The sequence below is a fragment of the Anaerobiospirillum thomasii genome, assembly GCF_900445255.1.
Taxonomy (GTDB): Bacteria; Pseudomonadota; Gammaproteobacteria; order Enterobacterales; family Succinivibrionaceae; genus Anaerobiospirillum_A; species Anaerobiospirillum_A thomasii.
The window spans coordinates 457,511-477,376 of record NZ_UAPU01000005.1; the positions used below are offsets into that span (position 1 = coordinate 457,511).

At 38.7% G+C, this 19,866-nt stretch carries 18 protein-coding genes; 7 read left to right on the forward strand and 11 right to left on the reverse strand.

Features of this window, described 5'->3' with window-relative positions; translation table 11 throughout:
* Window positions 1-30: 30 nt before the first annotated feature.
* Window positions 31-1,818, reverse strand: a complete 1,788-nt coding sequence (locus DRZ93_RS02255) for an IS1634 family transposase (RefSeq protein WP_113744158.1) — start codon at window positions 1,816-1,818, stop codon at window positions 31-33.
* A gap of 172 nt (window positions 1,819-1,990) precedes the next feature.
* On the opposite strand from DRZ93_RS02255, the gene xerA reads away from it, so the two are divergent.
* Both xerA and DRZ93_RS02265 read left to right on the forward strand, forming a co-directional pair.
* A complete protein-coding gene (xerA, locus tag DRZ93_RS02260) occupies window positions 1,991-2,830 on the forward strand; it encodes a site-specific tyrosine recombinase/integron integrase (protein ID WP_113745720.1) in 840 nt (279 codons plus the stop codon).
* On the forward strand, window positions 2,790-3,428 hold the full coding sequence (locus tag DRZ93_RS02265; protein WP_172458000.1) for a restriction endonuclease subunit S: 639 nt from the start codon (window positions 2,790-2,792) through the stop codon (window positions 3,426-3,428). Before xerA ends, DRZ93_RS02265 begins: the two co-directional genes overlap by 41 nt.
* 235 nt (window positions 3,429-3,663) lie before the next feature.
* Here DRZ93_RS02265 and DRZ93_RS02270 read toward each other — a convergent pair whose 3' ends face one another.
* The 4 genes from DRZ93_RS02270 to DRZ93_RS02285 all read right to left on the reverse strand — a co-directional run bounded on the left by DRZ93_RS02270 (window position 3,664) and on the right by DRZ93_RS02285 (window position 7,459).
* The gene (locus DRZ93_RS02270; protein ID WP_113745722.1) at window positions 3,664-4,659 is read right to left on the reverse strand and encodes a hypothetical protein; all 996 of its coding nucleotides are present in this window, start codon (window positions 4,657-4,659) and stop codon (window positions 3,664-3,666) included.
* 418 nt (window positions 4,660-5,077) lie between these two features.
* The gene (gene bcp, locus DRZ93_RS02275) at window positions 5,078-5,539 is read right to left on the reverse strand and encodes a thioredoxin-dependent thiol peroxidase (RefSeq protein WP_113744521.1); all 462 of its coding nucleotides are present in this window, start codon (window positions 5,537-5,539) and stop codon (window positions 5,078-5,080) included.
* A gap of 79 nt (window positions 5,540-5,618) precedes the next feature.
* Entirely contained in the window at window positions 5,619-6,362 is a 744-nt protein-coding gene (yaaA, locus tag DRZ93_RS02280; RefSeq protein WP_113745723.1) for a peroxide stress protein YaaA, read from the reverse strand.
* A 5-nt stretch (window positions 6,363-6,367) separates the two neighbouring features.
* Entirely contained in the window at window positions 6,368-7,459 is a 1,092-nt protein-coding gene (locus tag DRZ93_RS02285) for a hypothetical protein (RefSeq protein ID WP_113745724.1), read from the reverse strand.
* Between the two features lie 633 nt (window positions 7,460-8,092).
* Between DRZ93_RS02285 and brnQ the strand changes: the two genes are divergently transcribed.
* The gene (gene brnQ, locus DRZ93_RS02290) at window positions 8,093-9,403 is read left to right on the forward strand and encodes a branched-chain amino acid transport system II carrier protein (protein WP_113744524.1); all 1,311 of its coding nucleotides are present in this window, start codon (window positions 8,093-8,095) and stop codon (window positions 9,401-9,403) included.
* Between the two features lie 499 nt (window positions 9,404-9,902).
* Here brnQ and DRZ93_RS02300 read toward each other — a convergent pair whose 3' ends face one another.
* The 6 genes from DRZ93_RS02300 to gltS form a co-directional block, all read right to left on the reverse strand.
* A complete protein-coding gene (locus DRZ93_RS02300; RefSeq protein WP_113745726.1) occupies window positions 9,903-10,325 on the reverse strand; it encodes an SEL1-like repeat protein in 423 nt (140 codons plus the stop codon).
* A 253-nt stretch (window positions 10,326-10,578) separates the two neighbouring features.
* Complete coding sequence (locus tag DRZ93_RS13975) at window positions 10,579-10,704, reverse strand: SEL1-like repeat protein (RefSeq protein WP_113745096.1); 126 nt, start codon at window positions 10,702-10,704, stop codon at window positions 10,579-10,581.
* Window positions 10,701-10,859 carry a hypothetical protein gene (locus DRZ93_RS13495; RefSeq protein WP_172458001.1) on the reverse strand — a complete coding sequence of 53 codons (159 nt, stop codon included), beginning with the start codon at window positions 10,857-10,859 and terminating at the stop codon, window positions 10,701-10,703. The genes DRZ93_RS13975 and DRZ93_RS13495 overlap by 4 nt, the downstream gene beginning before the upstream one ends.
* 164 nt (window positions 10,860-11,023) lie before the next feature.
* Window positions 11,024-11,899: a tetratricopeptide repeat protein gene (locus tag DRZ93_RS02310; RefSeq protein ID WP_113744526.1), complete on the reverse strand. Its 876-nt coding sequence runs from the start codon at window positions 11,897-11,899 to the stop codon at window positions 11,024-11,026.
* A gap of 89 nt (window positions 11,900-11,988) precedes the next feature.
* Window positions 11,989-12,918: a tetratricopeptide repeat protein gene (locus tag DRZ93_RS02315; protein ID WP_172458002.1), complete on the reverse strand. Its 930-nt coding sequence runs from the start codon at window positions 12,916-12,918 to the stop codon at window positions 11,989-11,991.
* A 485-nt stretch (window positions 12,919-13,403) separates the two neighbouring features.
* Window positions 13,404-14,621, reverse strand: coding sequence for a sodium/glutamate symporter (gene gltS, locus DRZ93_RS02320; RefSeq protein WP_113744528.1), 1,218 nt, complete (start codon window positions 14,619-14,621; stop codon window positions 13,404-13,406).
* Between the two features lie 519 nt (window positions 14,622-15,140).
* Here gltS and DRZ93_RS02325 point away from each other — a divergent pair.
* From DRZ93_RS02325 to DRZ93_RS02340, 4 genes are all read left to right on the forward strand, one after another.
* Window positions 15,141-15,428 (forward strand): integration host factor subunit alpha, encoded by a 288-nt coding sequence (locus DRZ93_RS02325; RefSeq protein WP_113744529.1) that lies wholly within the window; start codon window positions 15,141-15,143, stop codon window positions 15,426-15,428.
* Window positions 15,429-15,791: 363 nt separating this feature from the next.
* A complete protein-coding gene (locus DRZ93_RS02330) occupies window positions 15,792-16,052 on the forward strand; it encodes an HPr family phosphocarrier protein (protein WP_113744530.1) in 261 nt (86 codons plus the stop codon).
* Between the two features lie 440 nt (window positions 16,053-16,492).
* Window positions 16,493-17,464 (forward strand): alpha/beta hydrolase, encoded by a 972-nt coding sequence (locus DRZ93_RS02335; RefSeq protein WP_113744531.1) that lies wholly within the window; start codon window positions 16,493-16,495, stop codon window positions 17,462-17,464.
* A gap of 532 nt (window positions 17,465-17,996) precedes the next feature.
* Window positions 17,997-19,679 (forward strand): transposase, encoded by a 1,683-nt coding sequence (locus tag DRZ93_RS02340; RefSeq protein ID WP_113745435.1) that lies wholly within the window; start codon window positions 17,997-17,999, stop codon window positions 19,677-19,679.
* Window positions 19,680-19,866 lie beyond the last annotated feature (187 nt).

A 19,866-nucleotide genomic window follows, 5' to 3' on the forward strand; every position in this document is an offset into this window, starting at 1 on the left:
GTCCCATGATTTGTGTTACAACTAAATTTGTTATTTTTTCACTCTAACTTTTGTTTTTTTTCTTTTGACCTTTAGATTTAAGTATGATTTTTTTACTATAAGCCCATCCGGATCTACTATTGCTGCCAGCAAAGATTTTGCAAACTTGGTTGGAGCATTAACCTGATGTAAGTAATCAAGATTTTTCTCAACCTGACCTGATTCAAGTATTGCGATCTCGCTTTCTCTAAACTCAACTTTAATATTGTTCAAAGTCTCAACGGCATATTTATAAGATTTATTATTAGAGCGCAGAAAGCCTCTAATGCGTTGCATAATGGTTCTTTTTATAACCAAAGCTATGAAGAGAATAAAGAATTTGCCGTCTAAGGAGCTCTGGTTGTGAATGCCCAACGGCAGGCCGTTAAGGTCATTTTTTAAAATATCAAAGTTAGCCTCATCAATTTCACGCCTTCTATAATATTCCAAAGCATCCTGTGCTGTATAGTTAGCTTCAGGCTCTGAAAATAAGGCAAAAGTACCAAGACGATTAACATATTTTTGAGCTATAGCTTCATCAAGAACTAATTTTCTACCTCGGCCTTTTCCTTGATACACAAAGCAGTTTTTTACATCTGCCATTATACAGGCTCCTGATGGAAGCTCTTTGGTATCGGCAATAGCTCTCTTACACTCCTCAAGGGATGAAAAGAAATCTGCCATCTTATTGGCACGCCTTTGAACGCTTTGGTATAAATGCAGTTTGAGTTTTACATCGTTCCAGATAAAGTCCTCAGTGTAGCAATATAAGGTCTCGCACTCACCACTGCGCGTCTTTAAAGTTATGGTATTGGTTATAGATTGCTCTTTAGTAGCAATAGAGCTCAGATATTCGTCAACAGCCTTTATAGTTCCAGGAACACCTACAATAAATTTTAATTTAAGCTCTTTAAGGTGTCTGAGATTATCAAGCGTTGTCATACCTCTGTCCATAACGAGAGTAATATTCTCTGGGAGGTTGCGATCTAGCGCTGTATCAATAATATTCTTGAGATTGGCTTTGTCGGTAAGACTTCCTGAATAATGATCAAAAAAGACAGGTATGCCAGTACGCTCATTGCTAAATAAGGCATAGTTTACAAGTGGCAGATTTTCTACAGTTCCATGTGTGTAGCCATACTCTGCCTCTCTCATAAGTTTTGCTTTTGAAGTAAAGGCAGTTACATCATAAGCCAGACAGTCGCTTCCTGATGCATAAGGGATCCATAACTTGAAGAAATCACGCAGTTTTTTGGTATCAAGATTGCGCATTAGGTAAGATGCAGCCTGCGATGTTACTCCTTGTGCATCATTGAAAGCGTTAAAGGTAGTAGACAGCTCTTCAAGTGCTTCAAGCGATGTTCTGCCAGATGCGTATACTGTTGCTATAAAGCACATAGAGTCAACAAGTCTTGAATCTTTAAAGGCTTCTATGAGTTTATCGTATAACCCTGACTGAAGGAGTGCTATATAGGCAATGGCCGGAAACGCTGGATATATTACAGCACCTGGTGCGTATTCAAAAGATGTGTGCTTCCCTGGCAGACCAACTTTAGCGTAATTAGCCTCAGGTAGTGCAAGATTTCTTAGTTTGTAATAGTTTTCATTTGGGTGCATTTGTGTGTCAGTACGCTCGCCATTTACAGGTACCCCGATGATGCGACGCTTGCGATTGCTCTTTCTTGAGCCATCATCATCTTTCCAAGGCTCTATAAATTCACAAATGTATAAATCAGGGCCTCTTTGGCGAAAGTATACATTAGATACTGGAATATCAACCGTTTTGTCTAAATAAATCATTTTTACACCGCCCAGTTGTAACACAGTAAGCACACAATTTATATAAGAATAATAGAACAATAGCCTTAAAAAATCAAGGTTAAATTGATAAAAATAAGCTTTAATTACAATGGGATATGAACAGATGCGAGGGTGTTAGAAGTAGAAGTGCTATAAGTTGTAACACAAATCATTGGATTTTAGGTTACTAGATAAATTTCTTGAGGCCAAACGAGTTGAAGGCTGTTCTCTGCGCACTCTTGAGTTTTATGCAGCCACTTTAAAAAAGATATTTAGGAGCATAGATAAGGATTTAAGAGAGATTACTACTGAGGATCTTCGTGCCTATCTTGATAGTTACTCTGCAAGTCATAATGTCAGTAAAATAACCATAGATAATATGCGCCGTATTCTATCGAGCTTTTTTAACTGGCTTGAAGAGGAGAGCTATATTATAAAAAGTCCCGTTAAGCGTATACATAAGGTCAAGACAGCTAAAATGGTTAAAACCACTTTTAGTGATGAAATTCTCGAAAAAATGAGGGATGCCTGCACTACCTTAAGAGATCTTGTAATAGTTGACCTGCTCTCCTCATCTGGCATTAGAGTTGGCGAGCTTGTTAAGCTTAACATTGACAGTATTGATCTTAATACGCGCGAATTTATTGTCTTTGGTAAAGGCAGTAAAGAACGTAAGGCCTATTTTGATGCCAGAACCAAGCTACATCTTGAAAAATACCTTGAGAGCAGAATAGATAATAATCCAGCCCTCTTTGTATCTTTGACCAATCCAGTTAAAAGACTGCAGATCTCAGGTGTTGAGATCATGCTAAGAAAGCTTGGGCAATCTCTTAATATTCCAAAGGTCCATCCTCATAAATTCAGACGCACACTTGCCACTATCGCTATATCTAAAGGAATGCCTATAGAGCAGGTACAGCACCTGCTTGGACATCAGAACCTCGATACAACTATGCAGTATGCAATGGTCAATGAAAATAATGTTAAACAGTCACATCAGAGGCTTTTCTGATAAATTGGTATACAAATCCCGATTTATAGAGTTAATTGGAGATCCTATAATAAATTCTCTCAAATGGAATATTGTACCTTTGAAAGAGGTTTGTTCAGCAATAATTAGAGGTCCATTTGGTAGTACTCTAAAAAAAGAATATTTTGTTCAGGAGTCAGATGATACTTACAAAGTATATGAACAAAAAAATGCTATTCAAAAGCAAGACAATATTGGAAATTACTATATTACACATGATAAATATAGAGAATTAAAGCGCTTTGAATGCTCTGCAGGTGACATTTTAATGAGTTGCTCTGGAACAGTAGGTGAGCTATATCAACTACCAGAAGGATGTAAAAAAGGAATTATTAATCAGGCTCTTTGTAAATTTACTCTTAATAAAAAGATTCATCCTCAATATTTCATTGAATATATGACGATGACTATAGGTAATTTGCAAACTCAAGGTTCTGGAATAAAAAATATTGCATCAGTATCTTATATTAAGGAGTTGCCGATTCTGCTTCCACCGGAACACATCCAGTGTGAGTATATAAATAATCTTAAACAAATCGACAAATCAAAATTTATCTGCCTCTATCTATGTTATTTCTAAAACCATCAAAATTTTGTATAAAAAGTATGAGCCTGCAAACCTAATATGGCCGTCATTCAAAGGAAGACCGCCAAACTGCCTTCAAAAGAGTGCTTGGTTAGAGGGTATACATGCAAAAATTTCACTTTGGACTACTATTTTCTACGCACGTGAAGAAGGCGCCATCAGACGCCTTTTTATGGTTTAAAGCTATTCTAAGATTAAGCTTTTAACAAAGAGTCAAATACGACTTTATTTAAAAATTATCGTCCTCTTTATCTGATTTGCCACCTTCATAACGGCGTCGGTCTTTTTTCCTGGATGATGCGTACTCATCATCGTCATCCTCATAGTCATCATCTAATGACTCATCAAAGTCCTCACCGTCAAAACCATCTTCATCATCATAATCCTCATCATCGACCTCATCTTCATCATAGTAATCATCACCTTCAAGATAGATCTGCTGAATAAAATTATTCTGATAGATAGGCATGTCCACTAAAGTCTTATCTATATGATCATAAAAATGCTCAGGCTCATCAGAAAAAGCATCATAGGTATAGACAATTGACAGATGACCTTCTACTACCTGAAAGATAATAAGCACATCCTCTTTGACTTTATCTGTTGAAAAAATGGTATCGTAGATTGGTGACTCATCCACTTCATTTAAAAAGTACTCGCCCTTATAGGACATATTGGTAATGATATTGTAGCTATCTGTATTGATCTCACGCCCCATAACTGTAGGCAGCTCACTTATGGTACAGACATCGATGGCCACCTCATCCTCAAGGGCAAAAGGATCAAGCTCGTCTATCTCCTCATCACACTCGACTATAAAGCTGTCGGTGCATTTTGAGACACGCTGTGCCACAAAATAATAGCCATCTTCAAGATCAAGGCCAGAAATTTCCTCTAAAAATGATGGATCATCGGCAGCTGAGCTTGCTATCTCCTCAAAGAAGACCTCATCATCACCTTCAAGATCGGTAATTCTCTGTCCGTCATCATCAAAACGGCGCAGATAGGCATCAAGTGCAAAATCATAATAACCGCGCAGCGTCTGAACTGTATCTGCATTAATCTGAGTATCATAAAATATATCAAGATCTTCAATATAATTGGCATCTGGATCTTTATCATAGGCCCTTACGGCATCTTTAAACTCAAGAACCTGCTCATCTGTGAGTTTGTCCATATTTAAATCCATGACATAACCATCAAGGACAATATTGATATATGACATAAGATGATCCTCTCTAAATTGCAGTCATTAAAATTTTAGGAGATTTTTAAATTAAATAAACTCCATTTACTCAGATCTAGGACCTACATAACATTATTTTATTAAAAATTTGCCCTATATCAAACATTTAATTTTTATTCAGCCCCAACTTTGCATTACCATAATGCATAATAAAGCCAGGCTGTTTAATCTTTGTGTATTTTTCTTTAAATTTCTGCACAAATTAATCTTACAGCCCATCTCACTGATACAAAAAATACAGGTGTGATTAAGGACAGTAGCTTTATCTTTCAGGGCAGGAGATTTTTTAAGATTTGAAGAAGTTTTGATAGGATTTTAACAGTACATAAAAATAAAACCTCCTTGTATCTGATGCAAAGAGGTTTTATGGCAGAAAAAATTCTAAATTTATAAAAGATTAGAGCTTATTTACAAAGTCTAAAACCTTCTCAACATTCTTATCAGGGCTTACGCGCTTTAAAACCTGGACAATCATGCCGTTTTCATCAATTAAATATGAGGTTCTGACTACGCCCATGCTCTTTTTGCCATACATGTTCTTCTCCTGCCATACATCATAGGCCTTGATGACCTCAAGTTCAGGATCAGAGAGCAATATAAGATCAAGATTGTACTTCTCTACAAATTTGACATGAGACTCAACCGAATCTTTGCTGATACCTATTACCACAATATTTTTCTCAGCCAAAGCTGCCTTTGACTCTGTAAAGGAGCAGGCCTGACGGGTGCAGCCTGGTGTGCTGTCCTTTGGATAGAAATATACAACAACCTTTTTACCTGCAAAATCTTTAAGACTTACACTCTTGCCACTCTGATCAAGCAGTGTAAAATCAGGGGCTTTAATATTTGCTTCTAACATTTATCACCTGTGTTTTTACTGTTACTGTATCTATCTTAGAGCAAAAGCTGCAATCTTAGGCCCTTTGTGATATTTTTAATTATTTTTGACGCACAAAGACGAGCATATTGTCACAAGAGAGCTCGTTATCAAAGCTGTAGCCTAAATCAAAAGACTTTACAGACTCAAGATCATCTGCCTTTATAGAGGCAAGATAGCGCACCATACTGCCACGGGCCATCTTGGCATAGGTGCCCTTTTCCTTGTAGCTATCCCCAACTTTCTCTACAAAGGAGCAGGTAACAAGACGCTTTTTATCATCAAGCACACGCTCTATGGCCTTTGAGTACTCCTTTGAGGCCAGATTTAAAATAATATCCCCATCCTGATTGAAAAGCTCTTTGTAGCTTGGAGCCCAGAAATCATATAGATTCTTGCAGCTGCCAAGACTGAGCCTTGACTGCATTTCAAGACGATATGGGCTTATGGCATCAAAAATATGCAGATAGCCATAAAAGGCTGAGAGAATAAAAAGATGCTCATCAAGATAGCTCAAAGCCTCATCATCAAGGCAGTTGGTACCCATGGACTCATACTGCAGCCCTATATAGGAAAAAAGCGCAGGCGATATGGCTTTATTGATATCTATTGTCTCAAGTCTTTGTATATTCTCATCTAAAAGCGCATCTGACACCTTCCATAAAGCCTTGAGCTCATCTGCACTCAATGCCTTTAACCTCTCAAGCACCAAAGCTGTTTTATCAAGACAACATGGCATGGCCCTGGCGGCAAAGACATCAGTGTTGACATGCATCTTTTTTGAAGGTGAAATTATAATACGCATCGAAACTAACTCTTTAAAATAGCAGGCTTTTCAATATTGACCAGAAGCTCATAGATTTTATGAGGTATAACCTTGCTGTCATCGGTAAATTTGGCTCTAAAACGCTTGGAGAGCTCCACTCTGTCCTGGGCATTTAACAGAGGTTTTAGATCAAGAGCCTGCATGATTAAATTTAAAACCCTGGCATAGCGGCCATTGTTGGCCTTGGTGTAGACAAAGCATGAAGGCGTGCCAAAGGAGAACTCAACTATAAGTTCAGCCTCAAGAAATGCCCTTAGAATATCTGCCTCTGCTATCTGCTTGCCAATCTGTGAAAGCTTGCAGTTGATAATAAGCATAAAGATATGGCGTAAATTCTCAATAAGACGGGACAGATTCTTATCTACTATCTCATCGCTTATGGAGTCAATATCAAAACCATTGTGATCAGGATTTTCCCTCTCATTGTCAAAAACAAATTCAGTATTGATATGAGCTGCCAGATGATGTGACTCCTCGCGCTCATCTATTCTTTTATATAAGAAGTTATAAATGCTGTTTATCTCAAGGTACAGATCGCGTCTGTATCTGTTATAGACATCAAGATCCTGCTGAGGATCATAGTTGTCGGCAATAAGAGCAAGCTCTACACCCCAGATTTTGCCTGTCTCTTCAAAATGTACCAGAGTCTCAAGTACACGGTTAAAGAGCAGATCAGCAAGACTTGCATCTGTTATATGCTTGTGATATCTCTTTTGCAGATATGAAATTCTGTAGTCAAGACAGATTATATCGCGCCATATGGAGCGCAGCACATAATTGGCATAATTAAGGCGTGGAAAACCTGCTGTAAAATCACAGTCATCATCCATCTGCGACCTGGACAGGGCCTGTACTGTTCTTATATTATCAACCACCTTTTTATTTCTAAGTTCAGTGGAGCAGGATTTTACATCTTCTTTTAATTTGTTAAGAGCTTCAGGATCATCTTTTATAAGATCATCATAACGTCCCATGCTTTTTACAATGCGATGCGATATGCTGCCATTGCTCTTGCGAAATGACTCCACGACATAGACATATTTAATTCCACAGGCTGACTTTACTTGAACGTACATATAAAACCTATAAACAACCTTTTATAAAGGAGACAGTCTGCATTTACACTCCTTTGATAAATACTGTACAAAATGCGCGTCAGCATAGAGTAAACGCTGTTTTTTTACAATCATTTTAAGCATGATAACAAAATATTATCATTTATTATCCTTTTCATATAATTTTTAAAAGCGCAACTGCTGCACCTTTTAATGGCAACCATTTATAACCTGATACCTATCATGCGTTGCAGCAGTCGTAAAACCCCCTGCAGCCCTATATTTTTCGGCAATAGGTTTAATACCCCACAAGCACGGCTCTATCATATTTTAAGGGTATTTTTAACCATGGCGGCACATCAATATCCTGTATTATGTGGTTAATATGTTTGTACTGTTCTATAAAGTGCATTTGTATTGCTATTTTGGTGCACATGCACTGTTATTATACATATATGCCCATATTTGACAATTTATGAACGCTATTTGGACGTAAAAATAATAAGTTCTAACAATATGCCTATTTATGTGGCATAATTTTCGTTCACATAACAAAGCCAAAGGCCTATATTTGTTTATATTTAGGAAAGTTCCAGGACATGGCTCTTAAAGCTTTGGTTTATACGTCTCATAAATTGTAGTTATGGATATTTTATGAAAAAATTGTCATTAAGAGATATTATCTTGCTGGGTATGACCAACTTCGCCCTGTATGTTGGCGCCGGCAACATTATTTTCCCGCCGTTTATCGGTATGATGTCTGGTGATGGTGTAACTATTGCCGGTCTAGGTTTCCTTTTAACTGGCGTTGGTCTGCCGGTTATTGCCGCTATTGCCCTTGCCAAGGTGGGCGGTGTTCTAGGTGAGATTACAGCTCCAATTGGTGTCAGAGCCGGTATTATTATGACCGTAATCTGCTATCTGGCCATTGGTCCTTTCTACGCCATTCCAAGAACAGCAACTGTAGCCTATGAGCTTGCCATTACTCCTTTCTATTCAGAAAAGGACGGTGGCTCCATGCTTTTAATCTACTCAGTTGTCTACTTCTTTATTGCCCTGATTTTTGCACTATATCCTGCCAAGATCCTTGATACTGTAGGCAAGTTCCTCTCACCTATCAAGATTTTAGCTCTCTTCATTCTGTGTATTGCAGCCTTGGTATTTGCTCCATCTGCACCTATTGAAGGCATTGAGCCATTCAAGTCAGAGCCATTTGCCCAGGGTATTGTCAACGGCTACCTGACCTTAGATACCTTAGCCTCTCTTGCCTTTGGTACCGTTATTGTTGACGCCATCAGAAACCGTGGTGTAAATGACAGCAAGTCAGTTACCAAGTATGCCACTATTTCAGGCTTAATGGCAGGTGGCGGCCTTATGTTCATCTACATCTGCCTGTTCAAGCTTGGCAATGAGTCATATGGTATTGCCTCAAATGCCACCAACGGTGCTGAGATCTTAAGTGCCTATGTAAACTATGCCTTTGGTCCGCTGGGCAACTTCTTCCTGGCCATACTGATCATTGTAGCCTGTCTGGTTACTGCCATTGGCTTAACCTGTGCCTGCTCTGCCTACTTCCATAAGATTACAGGCATTGGCTATACCAAGTTCGTACTGGCTATTGCCATCTTCTCATGCGCCATTTCAAACTTAGGCTTAACTCAGCTTATCAAGGTTTCAATCCCATTACTGATAACTGTATACCCAGCCTTCGTGGTTATGGTTCTGACCTCATTCTTCAGATCATATTTTGTAAACAGCATTAAAGTTGTTGCTCCACCAACCATTCTCTCATTACTATTTGGTGTTGTAGACGGCTTTGACGCTGCAGGTATTCAGGTTCTGCCAAAGGCACTGACCGATGTCCTGCCACTGTACTCATCTGATCTGGCCTGGCTCATTCCATCATCAATCCTCTTTGTGATTATGATTGTAATTGACAGAGCCGGTGCTAAAAAGACAGCCTAGGTAACTCTAAATTAAGGCAGCAGCTGCTGCCATATCAAAGAGCCAGCGTAAAAGCTGGCTTTTTGATAACTGTAATCCTAGCTTTTCTCCCCTTCCTGTAAACTTATTGTCTATAAAACTCTCTTGTATATTTCAAAGCCCAAATAGCCAAAACACTGCAATAGCACTGCAGCTACTCTCCTGCTCTTTAAAGCTCTAAAGCACTTTTTTAATCCTGCCTTTATCTATAATGTTGGATATTGTAAAGAAGATCTGAGCTTTACTCTTTGTGCCAGTGTAATATGCTTTTTTCTGTATGGCCTGTCAGGGCTGTATGCATTGCAGATGATGAGCTTGTACCTTTTTGCAAATATGGCTTTAAAGATTGCTCTGAAGGTTATAGGTAAATACAAATTTAAGGCTGTACTTGTAGCGTCTGTATAAAAGAAACAGGAGACAGATATTAAAGATCTTAAATAAGCATTATAAGAGTCAGGTACAAAAAGGCCCCGATCTATCATCAGGGCTTTTTTTTGTCTTTTAGACATTTTTGATTAAAGAGCTCTGGGTTGGCATTTATAAAATCACAGCTGCGCAGACTGACAAGATCACATGAGCGCGGGGCATAGCTGTGCAGCACTGCTTGAAAGTCCTCACATTCATACTCAAAGCAGACATCTATAACCTTGTCACAGGACTGCCAGTCTCCAAGCTCACAGCCTTTGTGATAGAATTCAATGGCCTTATTATCATCAAAATCATAACCCTGTCTGGCCATAATCATTTCACCTAGCAGACGACAGCTGTCTTTATTGTCATAACTGCAGCCTGTCTTATACATCTCCTTGGCACGGCCTATTCTGGCCATAATGCTCTCATCTTCCATGCACAGATTGCCGGCTAAAAAACAGGAGTAGTCATCACCAAGATAGCAGGCGTGCATATAGTACTCTACAGCCTTGCCATGATCCTTATCGACACCATCACCGCCGTCAGCAAGTAAAACGCCTGCTAAACGGCAGAATGAGGCATTATCAAGCTCACAGGCCTTGGTATAGTAGATTAGAGCCTTTTAAGGTGTATTAAACTCATATTCAGAGCCCAAAAGGTCGCATGAACCTGGATCATTGAGCATGCAGCCCTTGTCTAAAAAGGCTGCATATTTTTGTGTATCAGGACTTTTATCAAGAGAGATGCTAAATTAAAGCACTGTGACGACAGCCATTGCCATCTTTGAGCTCACAGGCCTTTAAATAATACTCAAGAGCCTGTGCCTGATCCTGCTTTAGATCTTGTTGTCCATGTTCATAGGCATAGCCTATATCAAAACAGTACTGTCCTGACTCTCATCTGTACACTTTTTATAGCTCTCATGCAGTGGATGATTACCATCAAAGGCCATAGCGCCAGAGATGCTCAATGATACAAGAGTAGAGCCAAATAATGTCAAAGCTGTGTGCACAAATCTATTGCCCATGTAAAACTCGAATAATTCTTATACACACTGCTAAAGCGCAGCATTTAACTGCACTTATAATTGTATCAGCCTTACTTTTTTAACATTTATATACAAATGTTGTATTGTACAAATGAGCACTATTCTGTTCTACATTATTATTGTTTATTTGACAGTGCCACAAATTATTCATCAGACAGCTGTGCAAGTTTTTCCCTTATATGCTCTAAGCGCTCTTCATCGCCATCTACTTCATAAAAATTATACAGATACTGACAACTTATAATCTCATCAAGATTGCAGCCTTTTTCATAGTAGCTGCTGGCCATCTGTGCATCTTTGTCCACACCGCTGCCATTAACATAGGACTCGGCCACCTTGTTGCAGGCAAGGGCATCGCCAAACTCACAGCCTTTGACATAAAAGGCAAAAGCATCAGCTGCAGAGCTTTGCTCTCCCTGTCTTAAATAATACTCAGCTATCATGGTACAAGCTGTGGCAAATTCAAGATCACAGGCCTTGTGGGCATATTTTATGGACATTTCATAATTTATATCCACGCCATCACCTGTGCGATACTGCAAAGATACCTCATTACAGGCCGATCCGTTTTTATTCTCACACTCTTTAAGGTTGTCATTAAACAGATTCTCGGCATCTTTTTGGGCCATCTCATCTGCAACCTCTTCACATAATACGCCCTCAGGATATAAAGCACAGCCAGTGTCGCGCAGCTTTTGCGCATGCGCTACATCCTGTGTAACACCCCGACCTTCACTGTAAGCCATAGATGCATACATACAGCTAAAACCATCTTTTAAAGTGCAGGCTTTTTCATAGTAGGCAGCAGACATACTGTCATCTACAGCCACGCCATCTCCTCTGTCATAGCAGATACCAAGATTGCGGCAGGCCTCGGCACTGCCGTCTTCACAGCTTTGTTTAAACTTACTTATTATCTCATCCTCTGCTGCACTGACAGTGCCAAAGAGCAAAGGCAGGCATAGAAAGGAGGCGCCAAGAAGACTGCGTATTAATGCCCTGTTTAAAGTGAAATACATCTGCACATATCCTTTTAATAATAAAGAGTTTTTTTATTTTAATAATAGTATAACAATGTGCATATAAATTTTATATGCACACTTAAATTTTAATTAAAAAGAGCCTTGTTGTTTTTAATAAAATCGCAGCTCTTTTTATCACCAAGCTCACAGGCCCTTGGTAAAAACTCACGTTTTATATCATCAGCATCTGCACTGTTGCGCAAAGAGCTCATGCTGACAATACCAAGACAGCCTCTAACATCGCCAAGCTCACAGCCTTTGCTGTAAAGAGCTGCAGCTGCACTGTACACAGGAGTTATATCCATACCTTTTTGCAGTAAAGCTCCAGCCTTAACACAGCTTTCTTTATGATCAAGATTGCAGCCATGCACAAAAAGCTCGCGGGCTCTTATGATATTGCCATCAATATCATTATTCTCAAGGCTCAGGCTGCCTCCTGTATAGCATGAATCTGGATCATTAAAATAACAGGTGCTTGTGTAGTATCTGACAGCCTTGTTTAAATCCTTTTTAATCCCATCGCCTTTTTCATAGATTGAAGCAAGATAGGCGCATGAATCAACATGATTCATAGAGCAGGCCTTTTGATATAGATCTAGAGCCTTAACCTCTTTGTTATCGGCCATATAGTAGCTGCCAAGAGCTGCGCAGGAGGCCACATCATCCAGGCTGCAGCCTTTGGCAAAAAGCTTTATGGCTTTATCCCTGTCGCTCTCAACCCCTATGCCTGAGGCATAGTAACTGCCTGCTATTGAGCAGCTCACGCTGTTGTCAAGGTCGCAGGCTTTTTCATAATAAAATAGAGCTTTGACCTGATCCTCGCGCACCTCCTCACCTGTCTGATAAAACTCACCAAGGGACAGACAGGCGCTGCTATCGCCCTGTGAACACTCTTTATCAAGTTTTTTAATTAGATTACTGTCAAATCCTGCATGGGCACAACTAAAAGCAGCTGATATAACAAGCACAGCAGCAGATGAAACACAGCGCAAAGATGCTGATGAAAAATAGCGCATACAAACCTCAAATAACAGTGTAAAGCTGGTTAACAGGAAAATCTCAAAGGCAAGCATCAGCCATTAGAGCTGCAATATAACCATAGTCATTATAATGCACTTTGTATGCAACAAAAAATAGCGCTCTATAAATATGTAATTTAAGACTTTGATGCAGGTCTTTGTTAAACATATGTATAAAGAGATTTTAACTTTAAATTAATCTATAGTTAACATCCTGCATCTGCAACCAATTGTATCTAAAAATCATATTGCAGATAAAAAGTTAAAGCCAGGCATAAGGCGCAATCTTGATGCATGTTCTGCCACAGACAAAAAGGAGTTGAACTGTATAAGAAAAGCAGATGTATAAGCTACAGAAAACTTGAATTAAGATCTTTTAGACTTATGGGGTTTATTGAAAAAAGATGGAATCTGTATAGATAGATTTAATGAGAGGATTTAATATCTGCAGTGGCAGGCACTGCAGATATTAGAATTTGCCTTTAGCTGCTCATTACTGAAATCATCACCGATAAAATGGTGGAGTTGAAGAAGTCAATAAAGAGTGAGCCTACAATTGGTACTACGAAGAAGGCCTTTGGTGAGTAACCGTTGGCACCTGTAAAGGTCTCCATGTTGGCAATAGCATTTGGTGTGGCACCCATACCAAAGCCGCAGTGACCTGTAGCAATAACTGCTGCATCATAGTCTCTGCCCATAATATTGAAGGTAACAAAGTAGGCATACAGAGCCATAACCACAGTCTGTACAACCAAAATGGTAATAAGAGGAATAGCCAGGGCTGATAGCTCCCACAGATTGATACTCATCAGAGCAATAGCCAGGAAGAGCTGCAGACAGATACCGCCAATTACGTTAATGGAGTGCAGTGGGATCTGTCTGTTGGTCACATCAAGGAAGTTTCTGATGATGGCAGCTACAACCATAGGGCCAAGATAGACAGGTAAAGTTACACCTACCGTCTTAAAGCCTACAATAATGTAGTGACCTACACCCATAGCCATAATGATATAGCAGGAGGCCTTAAAGAGCAGCAGCTCATCAATATTCTTCTGCTCTTTGGTAAGCTTACCCTCAACGTATTCTGCATTTTCTACATCGCGGTTGGCAGGAGCCAGATTATATTTTTGCAAAAGTCTCTTGCCGATAGGTCCGCCTATCATACAGCCTGCAACCAGACCGAAGGTAGCAGCGGCAATAGATACTGTTGAGCCACCTACTAATCCTGCATCCTCAAGCAGAGGTCCAAACGCACCTGCCGTGCCGTGACCGCCGGTAAGAGGAATAGAGCCGGTGGCAAGACCCATGAGAGGATCGAGATTGAACAGTGATGACAGACCAATACCCACACCGTTTTGTATAAAGATAAGTATGATACAGGCTATCAGGAAAATGATAACGCTCGCGCCGCCGCGCATGAGCATCTTGAAACTAGCAACGAAGCCGATGGTGGTGAAGAACACAAGCATCAGCAGATCTTTTAGGATCTTGTCAAAGGTAAACTGGAATAAATTAAGTTCATGACCTAGCAAAGTCACAAATGAGAAAACTATACCGCCTACAACAGGAGCCGGAATAAAAAACTTTTTAAGCACATAGACATGATTTTTAATAAATCTGCCAAGAAGCAGCAGCACTACTGCAAGAGCAATAGTTTCCTGCATGCCCAGCGTATATTCAAAAGTAATATGTTGTTCCATTCGTTTAAACCTTTTTAACTATCGCACACTAAAAACTTAACGCACTGATATAACCATAACAAATATCTAAATAACAGCAATATTACATGATCAATCAATAAAAAGATATATTTTTACAACAAATCGCCTATATTTACGCACAAATACCTATATTTAGCTACATTTTCAAGATGCTAATATTTTGTGCATAAACTCCATTTTGTTTAACACACCTATACATAAGGGGCATCAGCAGTCTACTCTTTTGACCCTCTTCTTAACAGCATAATAAAATCCTTGATTTAATTATATTTTTTACTATATTGAAATCTTGTGTTCACTTATAAAAAACACTATTAAAATGCTGAACATTCCACAAAATTGTTTTTAAATCATTTTATTAGTGGAATTTTATAACTTAGATCACTATCTTGAGCAAAAAACTCAACTATATTAGAATAAAACTTTAGATTATCATTGTTGGTGCCTAAAGTTTAAGATAAGTAGCTTGGGCAGAGAACATTAATAAGAGATTTTGATATGGCTCTTACACGTGCTGATCTAGTAGATCGCTTAATTTACAAGTACAACTTGTCAAAGTCACAGGCAGCGGCCTTTGTCGATGATTTTTTTGGCGTTATAGCCACATCTTTGACCGCAGGTCAGCCTGTTAAACTTACAGGCTTTGGCAATTTTGAGCTGAAAGTCAAAAAAGCCAGACCTGGCAGAAATCCTATGACAGGTCAGGAGGTAACTATTACACCACGTCGCGTCACCACCTTTAAAGCAGGACAGAAACTGCGCGACAGAATAGCTACCGGCGACTAAAGATTTTAAACATACCTATGTTGTTACCATCAAAAGAGCATTGCTCATTTGGTGGTAATTCTTATTTAAAGCCCCAGTTTTTGCCTATATTCAGACACAGATGCCCTGTGCTCACTGTCTACACTCTTATCTTTATGTATACAGCTTTACTCAGGCTCTGATGACAGCGTGGGACTCAAATCTATCTTATCCACCTTATCTATAATAATCCTGCAAAGGCAGATACAGATTCTATCTTGTATGGCACAAATAAGATACAGCTTAGGGCCTTAAAAGAAAAGTTTTGATTTGGATTTAACATATTGGAAAAAAAGCTGTAAGCTTTTAGAATATAGAAGATGTCTTTTACATAAGGTATATAGTATGGAACAGATAACCTATACCATCAAAGATCCTGATGGCGTTCATGCCCGTCCTGCCGGTGCTTTAATTCAGTGTGCAGGCAAATGCAAATCAGATATTACACTGCATGCCAACGGCAAATCCATAAAACTCAAAGGCGGTATTTTTGCCCTTATGGGTCTTGGCATACGCTCTGGCACACCAATTACCCTTGATATTGAAGGTGAGGATGAAAAAGAAGCCTCAGGACTTTTATTAAAATGCCTTGAGGACAACCTCTAATTCTGCTCTTTAGATCATGGGCTGCAGCTCATGATCTAAGTCATAAAACTTGTGTCATAATGACACAGAACTGCAGCGCCACTGTCTGTGACCTTATACAGCTTCTAATAAAGCGCAGCTTCTCTTTAATCATATCTGCCCTCCTGGTCCTCTAGTACCATCATATATCTATTTAATTTTTTTTGTATAAACATATTGTTTAAACTAAATTTAATTACATTTTGTTATGTATAAAAATTTACCTGCTGTTTAAAAATAGAAAAATAAATTTAACTATTTTTAATGCTTTAATAACAAGATGTTACTATGTTTCATATTCACAACAAATGTGCACTACTTTCACAGATATTTTTCAATAAAAAATATCATCTTTTAATTTTTTACTAATACAAGCCTTTACACTTTGGTATGTCTGATATTGATATTTAAGGAGAATTTTTATGCGTGTAAACAGATTAGCTCTTTGCCCCGTTGCCGCCGCCCTCTTTCTTGCAGCCTGTCAGGCTCCAGCTCCTTTAGACAATACCTATAAAGCGAGTGATACCAACAATAAAGTTGTTTATACAGCAAATTTTGATGAAGCCAATAAAGATTCAGCCTATCCTGTAGTTATTGATCTGTATCAGAACAAAAAGCCACAGTTTGTAACCACACTCAATAAGGATGAGGTTTTAACCGATACAGACACCTTCGTTACAGATATTTCAAGTCCAAAACTTTATGCCTTCAAGGCTGAAAAACCAAATGGCTATGGTGTAATTATTCTGCCAGGCGGTGGTTATTTCGGCTCTGCCATGCAGCATGAAGGCTTTGATGTGGCCACCTGGTTCAACAAACAGGGCTTTAGTGCCTTTGTGCTCAAATACCGTACCCCGAACAAAGTAGATCAGATCCCTCTTGAGGATGTAAACACTGCAGCCGATCTTATTGTCTCTATGGCAGATGAGTTTGGCCTCGATCCTTCTAAAATCGGTGTCTTTGGCTCCTCAGCAGGCGGCCATCTTGCTGCCACCTATACAGCCTATGCCACACAGCAGGGCCTGCCGGCCTTTAGCATTCTGCTGTACCCTGTCATCACCTTTGATGATGAGATTGCAAGCATCAGTGATTCAAAGCACAATCTTGTAGGCTATCCAAAACCTGGCAGTGAGCTTGAGCTTAAATACTCTCTTGAAAAACAGGTTAAACCTACTACAGCCAAGACCTTTATAGCTCTCAATGCTGATGATGACACTCCACCAGAGCACAGCATCAGATATTTTAGATCTCTTCTTGCCAACAAGGTAAACGCCACCATGCACATCTATCCAAACGGCGGACATGGCTTTGGCTTTAGAGAGAACTTTAAATATCACGACAGATTTATGTCAGAGCTTAAAAACTGGCTTGATAATGAGGTTATAGGCAAATAACAGCTATATTGCTCTTAAAAATTAAGATGTTCTAAGCATAAAAAGTCCCTGCGTGCCTGCACCTTGGGACTTTTCTTGCTACAGCCTGTCTGTATTTTTCCTTTATTTCTTGATCTTGTCTTTGCTATCTGTCTTTTCCCTTTACGCGATCTTTTCTAAAGCTTTTTAAGCTTTCCTGCTCTTTATATATTACACATACTCTGTGCTGTAATTTTTATATGGCTTTACATCAAAAGGCATGGCTGTATCTAAGTTTTATCTAATTTTTATAGTATATTAAAAGATTCCCCATAAACTGTACTAATGGGGATTTACTTTAAGCTCATTATATCATATTCACTATCTCCCTAATCTTACCAAATAATTACATAAATCCTTTGTTAACAACAGATTCTTCTTTGCTCTATTATTGTGACATTATTAATAAAATCCATAAAAAAATACTATAAATATATTATTTTAACTGTACATATATGATATAATATGTACAGTTATATCTTAATTAATAGATAATATTTTGAGGGTTTTAGTTATGTCTATACCTGAGAATATAAGAGCCGTCCCAAGACCTACAAATACTGTCGTAGTTCTATCTGGAACTGGCAGATATAGGTACGCTGTTCGTCAAAGATCTGGTACTAAGTATGATGCCAAAGGAAAGGCCCAGCCTATCAATGGAGCTATTATTGGTCATATTATTGATGGTCGTTATGTTGCCAAAGAGACTAAAATTGTATCTCAGGGAGTAATGCCAGATAAATTGTCTTATGGAGCCAGTGCTCTTGCTTTCTCGGTAGTCGGCGATATAAAAGACGATTTGAGGGCCGTGTATGAGTGCGGGGATGTGGATACAATTCTCGCTATGGCCTTGCTAAGGGTAATAAGACCTAGAGTTACAAATACAAGATTGAAGTCCGCCTATGAGCATTGTTTTATTTCAAAATTTATACCTTATGTGGGCCTTAGCAAGAATACAGTAGCAAAGTTCATCTACCACCTTGGCTCAAATTCTCAATTGATGCATGATTTTTATGCAAGACGTATAGACAGACTCCTGCCTTCTTGTCATATTGCTATAGATGGAACTCTTAAGCAGAATACAAGTATAGTTAACGATTTGTCTAACTTTTCAAGGAAGTCTCGTGTCAAAGGTTGCAGAGATGTCTCTATTATCTATGCTTATGTAATAGAAACCATGGAGCCATTATGCTCTATGATTTTACCTGGAAACATTATAGATGCCTCTGCTTATAGAGCCTTTATTAGGAACAATAATATAGAAAAAGGAATTATAGTAACCGACAAAGGCTTTCCACCAAATAAAATTAGACAGGAGCTCGCTGAGCACAAAGATCTTCACTATATAACCCCAATAAGGCGCAATGATGTACGAATCAGTGAGTATTCTCTTTTAGAGTTTGACAGTGCCATCAGATATGAGGAAAAAGCAGTAGTTTGCAGGAAAGTTGTAACAAAAGACGGTCTTTATCTGTATTCTTTCAGAGATATATCAGGCTATGCAAAAGAAAATACAAACTACATAATGAGAACGATAAAAAACAACTCATTTGACGCTCAGGAGTATAAATCTAGAGAAGAAAAGTCCGGATTGATTGTTTTTGAGTCAGATTTAGATCTAGAACCATCTTCTGTATATAAGACATTCAAGGAGCGATGGCTTCTTGAGCTTATGTTTAATCGCTATAAAAATGAAGAGTACTTTGATGAGACAAGAGTTCACAATGACTTTTCTGTGCAGGGTCTTGAGTTTATAAACTTCATATCAACCTTGATTACATCAAGGATTCTAAACAAGCTTGAGGAAAATAATGTACTAAACGGCATAACATATGGAGAGCTTATGGAAGATCTCAATGCCGTATGGAGAAGAACTGATCCACCTATTGAAGGCATACCTGATTTAGATGATGGATACTGGGAAGTGGGGGTTAAATCGAGCTTTGAGGCATTAATTAAACTTGGACTTTGTACCAATAAGCAGGCACCTGAAAAACTTAGAAAAGCTAAAGCTGGTCGACCTCATAAAGAGAAAAAAGAAGTGGACTCGCAAGGAGTTACATCTGAGCCCAAACCAAGAGGAAGACCAAAGAAAAAGCCTGAATTTATTGGACCCAAAAGAAAACCTGGCAGACCTAAAATTGAAAAAACTGACAAGATTAAAAGACCGGTTGGCAGGCCCAAAAAGAGTTCATAGACACTTAAATATGCTATTATTTAAACGGCTTCTTGAGTGGAACAACTTTCCTTTATGATAGCGTCAAATATTGAAGCCGTTTAATAGTACAGATTTTTGGGAAACTTTTAGTATATAATATTTGTTAAACAACTTTTATAAACCGTATATCACACCAACTACAGACAGACATAAGATATTACTAATT

Coding starts and splice junctions, on each gene's coding strand:
- DRZ93_RS13495 (WP_172458001.1), bottom strand. CDS start 10,859: ATGGGCAATAGATTTGTGCACACAGCTTTGACATTATTTGGCTCTACT.
- DRZ93_RS02310 (WP_113744526.1), bottom strand. CDS start 11,899: ATGTATTTCACTTTAAACAGGGCATTAATACGCAGTCTTCTTGGCGCC.
- DRZ93_RS02340 (WP_113745435.1), top strand. CDS start 17,997: ATGTCTATACCTGAGAATATAAGAGCCGTCCCAAGACCTACAAATACT.
- DRZ93_RS02270 (WP_113745722.1), bottom strand. CDS start 4,659: ATGTCATATATCAATATTGTCCTTGATGGTTATGTCATGGATTTAAAT.
- DRZ93_RS02285 (WP_113745724.1), bottom strand. CDS start 7,459: ATGTACGTTCAAGTAAAGTCAGCCTGTGGAATTAAATATGTCTATGTC.
- DRZ93_RS02325 (WP_113744529.1), top strand. CDS start 15,141: ATGGCTCTTACACGTGCTGATCTAGTAGATCGCTTAATTTACAAGTAC.
- yaaA (WP_113745723.1), bottom strand. CDS start 6,362: ATGCGTATTATAATTTCACCTTCAAAAAAGATGCATGTCAACACTGAT.
- DRZ93_RS02255 (WP_113744158.1), bottom strand. CDS start 1,818: ATGATTTATTTAGACAAAACGGTTGATATTCCAGTATCTAATGTATAC.
- DRZ93_RS02330 (WP_113744530.1), top strand. CDS start 15,792: ATGGAACAGATAACCTATACCATCAAAGATCCTGATGGCGTTCATGCC.
- DRZ93_RS02265 (WP_172458000.1), top strand. CDS start 2,790: ATGAAAATAATGTTAAACAGTCACATCAGAGGCTTTTCTGATAAATTG.
- brnQ (WP_113744524.1), top strand. CDS start 8,093: ATGAAAAAATTGTCATTAAGAGATATTATCTTGCTGGGTATGACCAAC.
- bcp (WP_113744521.1), bottom strand. CDS start 5,539: ATGTTAGAAGCAAATATTAAAGCCCCTGATTTTACACTGCTTGATCAG.
- DRZ93_RS02335 (WP_113744531.1), top strand. CDS start 16,493: ATGCGTGTAAACAGATTAGCTCTTTGCCCCGTTGCCGCCGCCCTCTTT.
- DRZ93_RS02315 (WP_172458002.1), bottom strand. CDS start 12,918: ATGCGCTATTTTTCATCAGCATCTTTGCGCTGTGTTTCATCTGCTGCT.
- DRZ93_RS02300 (WP_113745726.1), bottom strand. CDS start 10,325: ATGCACGCCTGCTATCTTGGTGATGACTACTCCTGTTTTTTAGCCGGC.
- gltS (WP_113744528.1), bottom strand. CDS start 14,621: ATGGAACAACATATTACTTTTGAATATACGCTGGGCATGCAGGAAACT.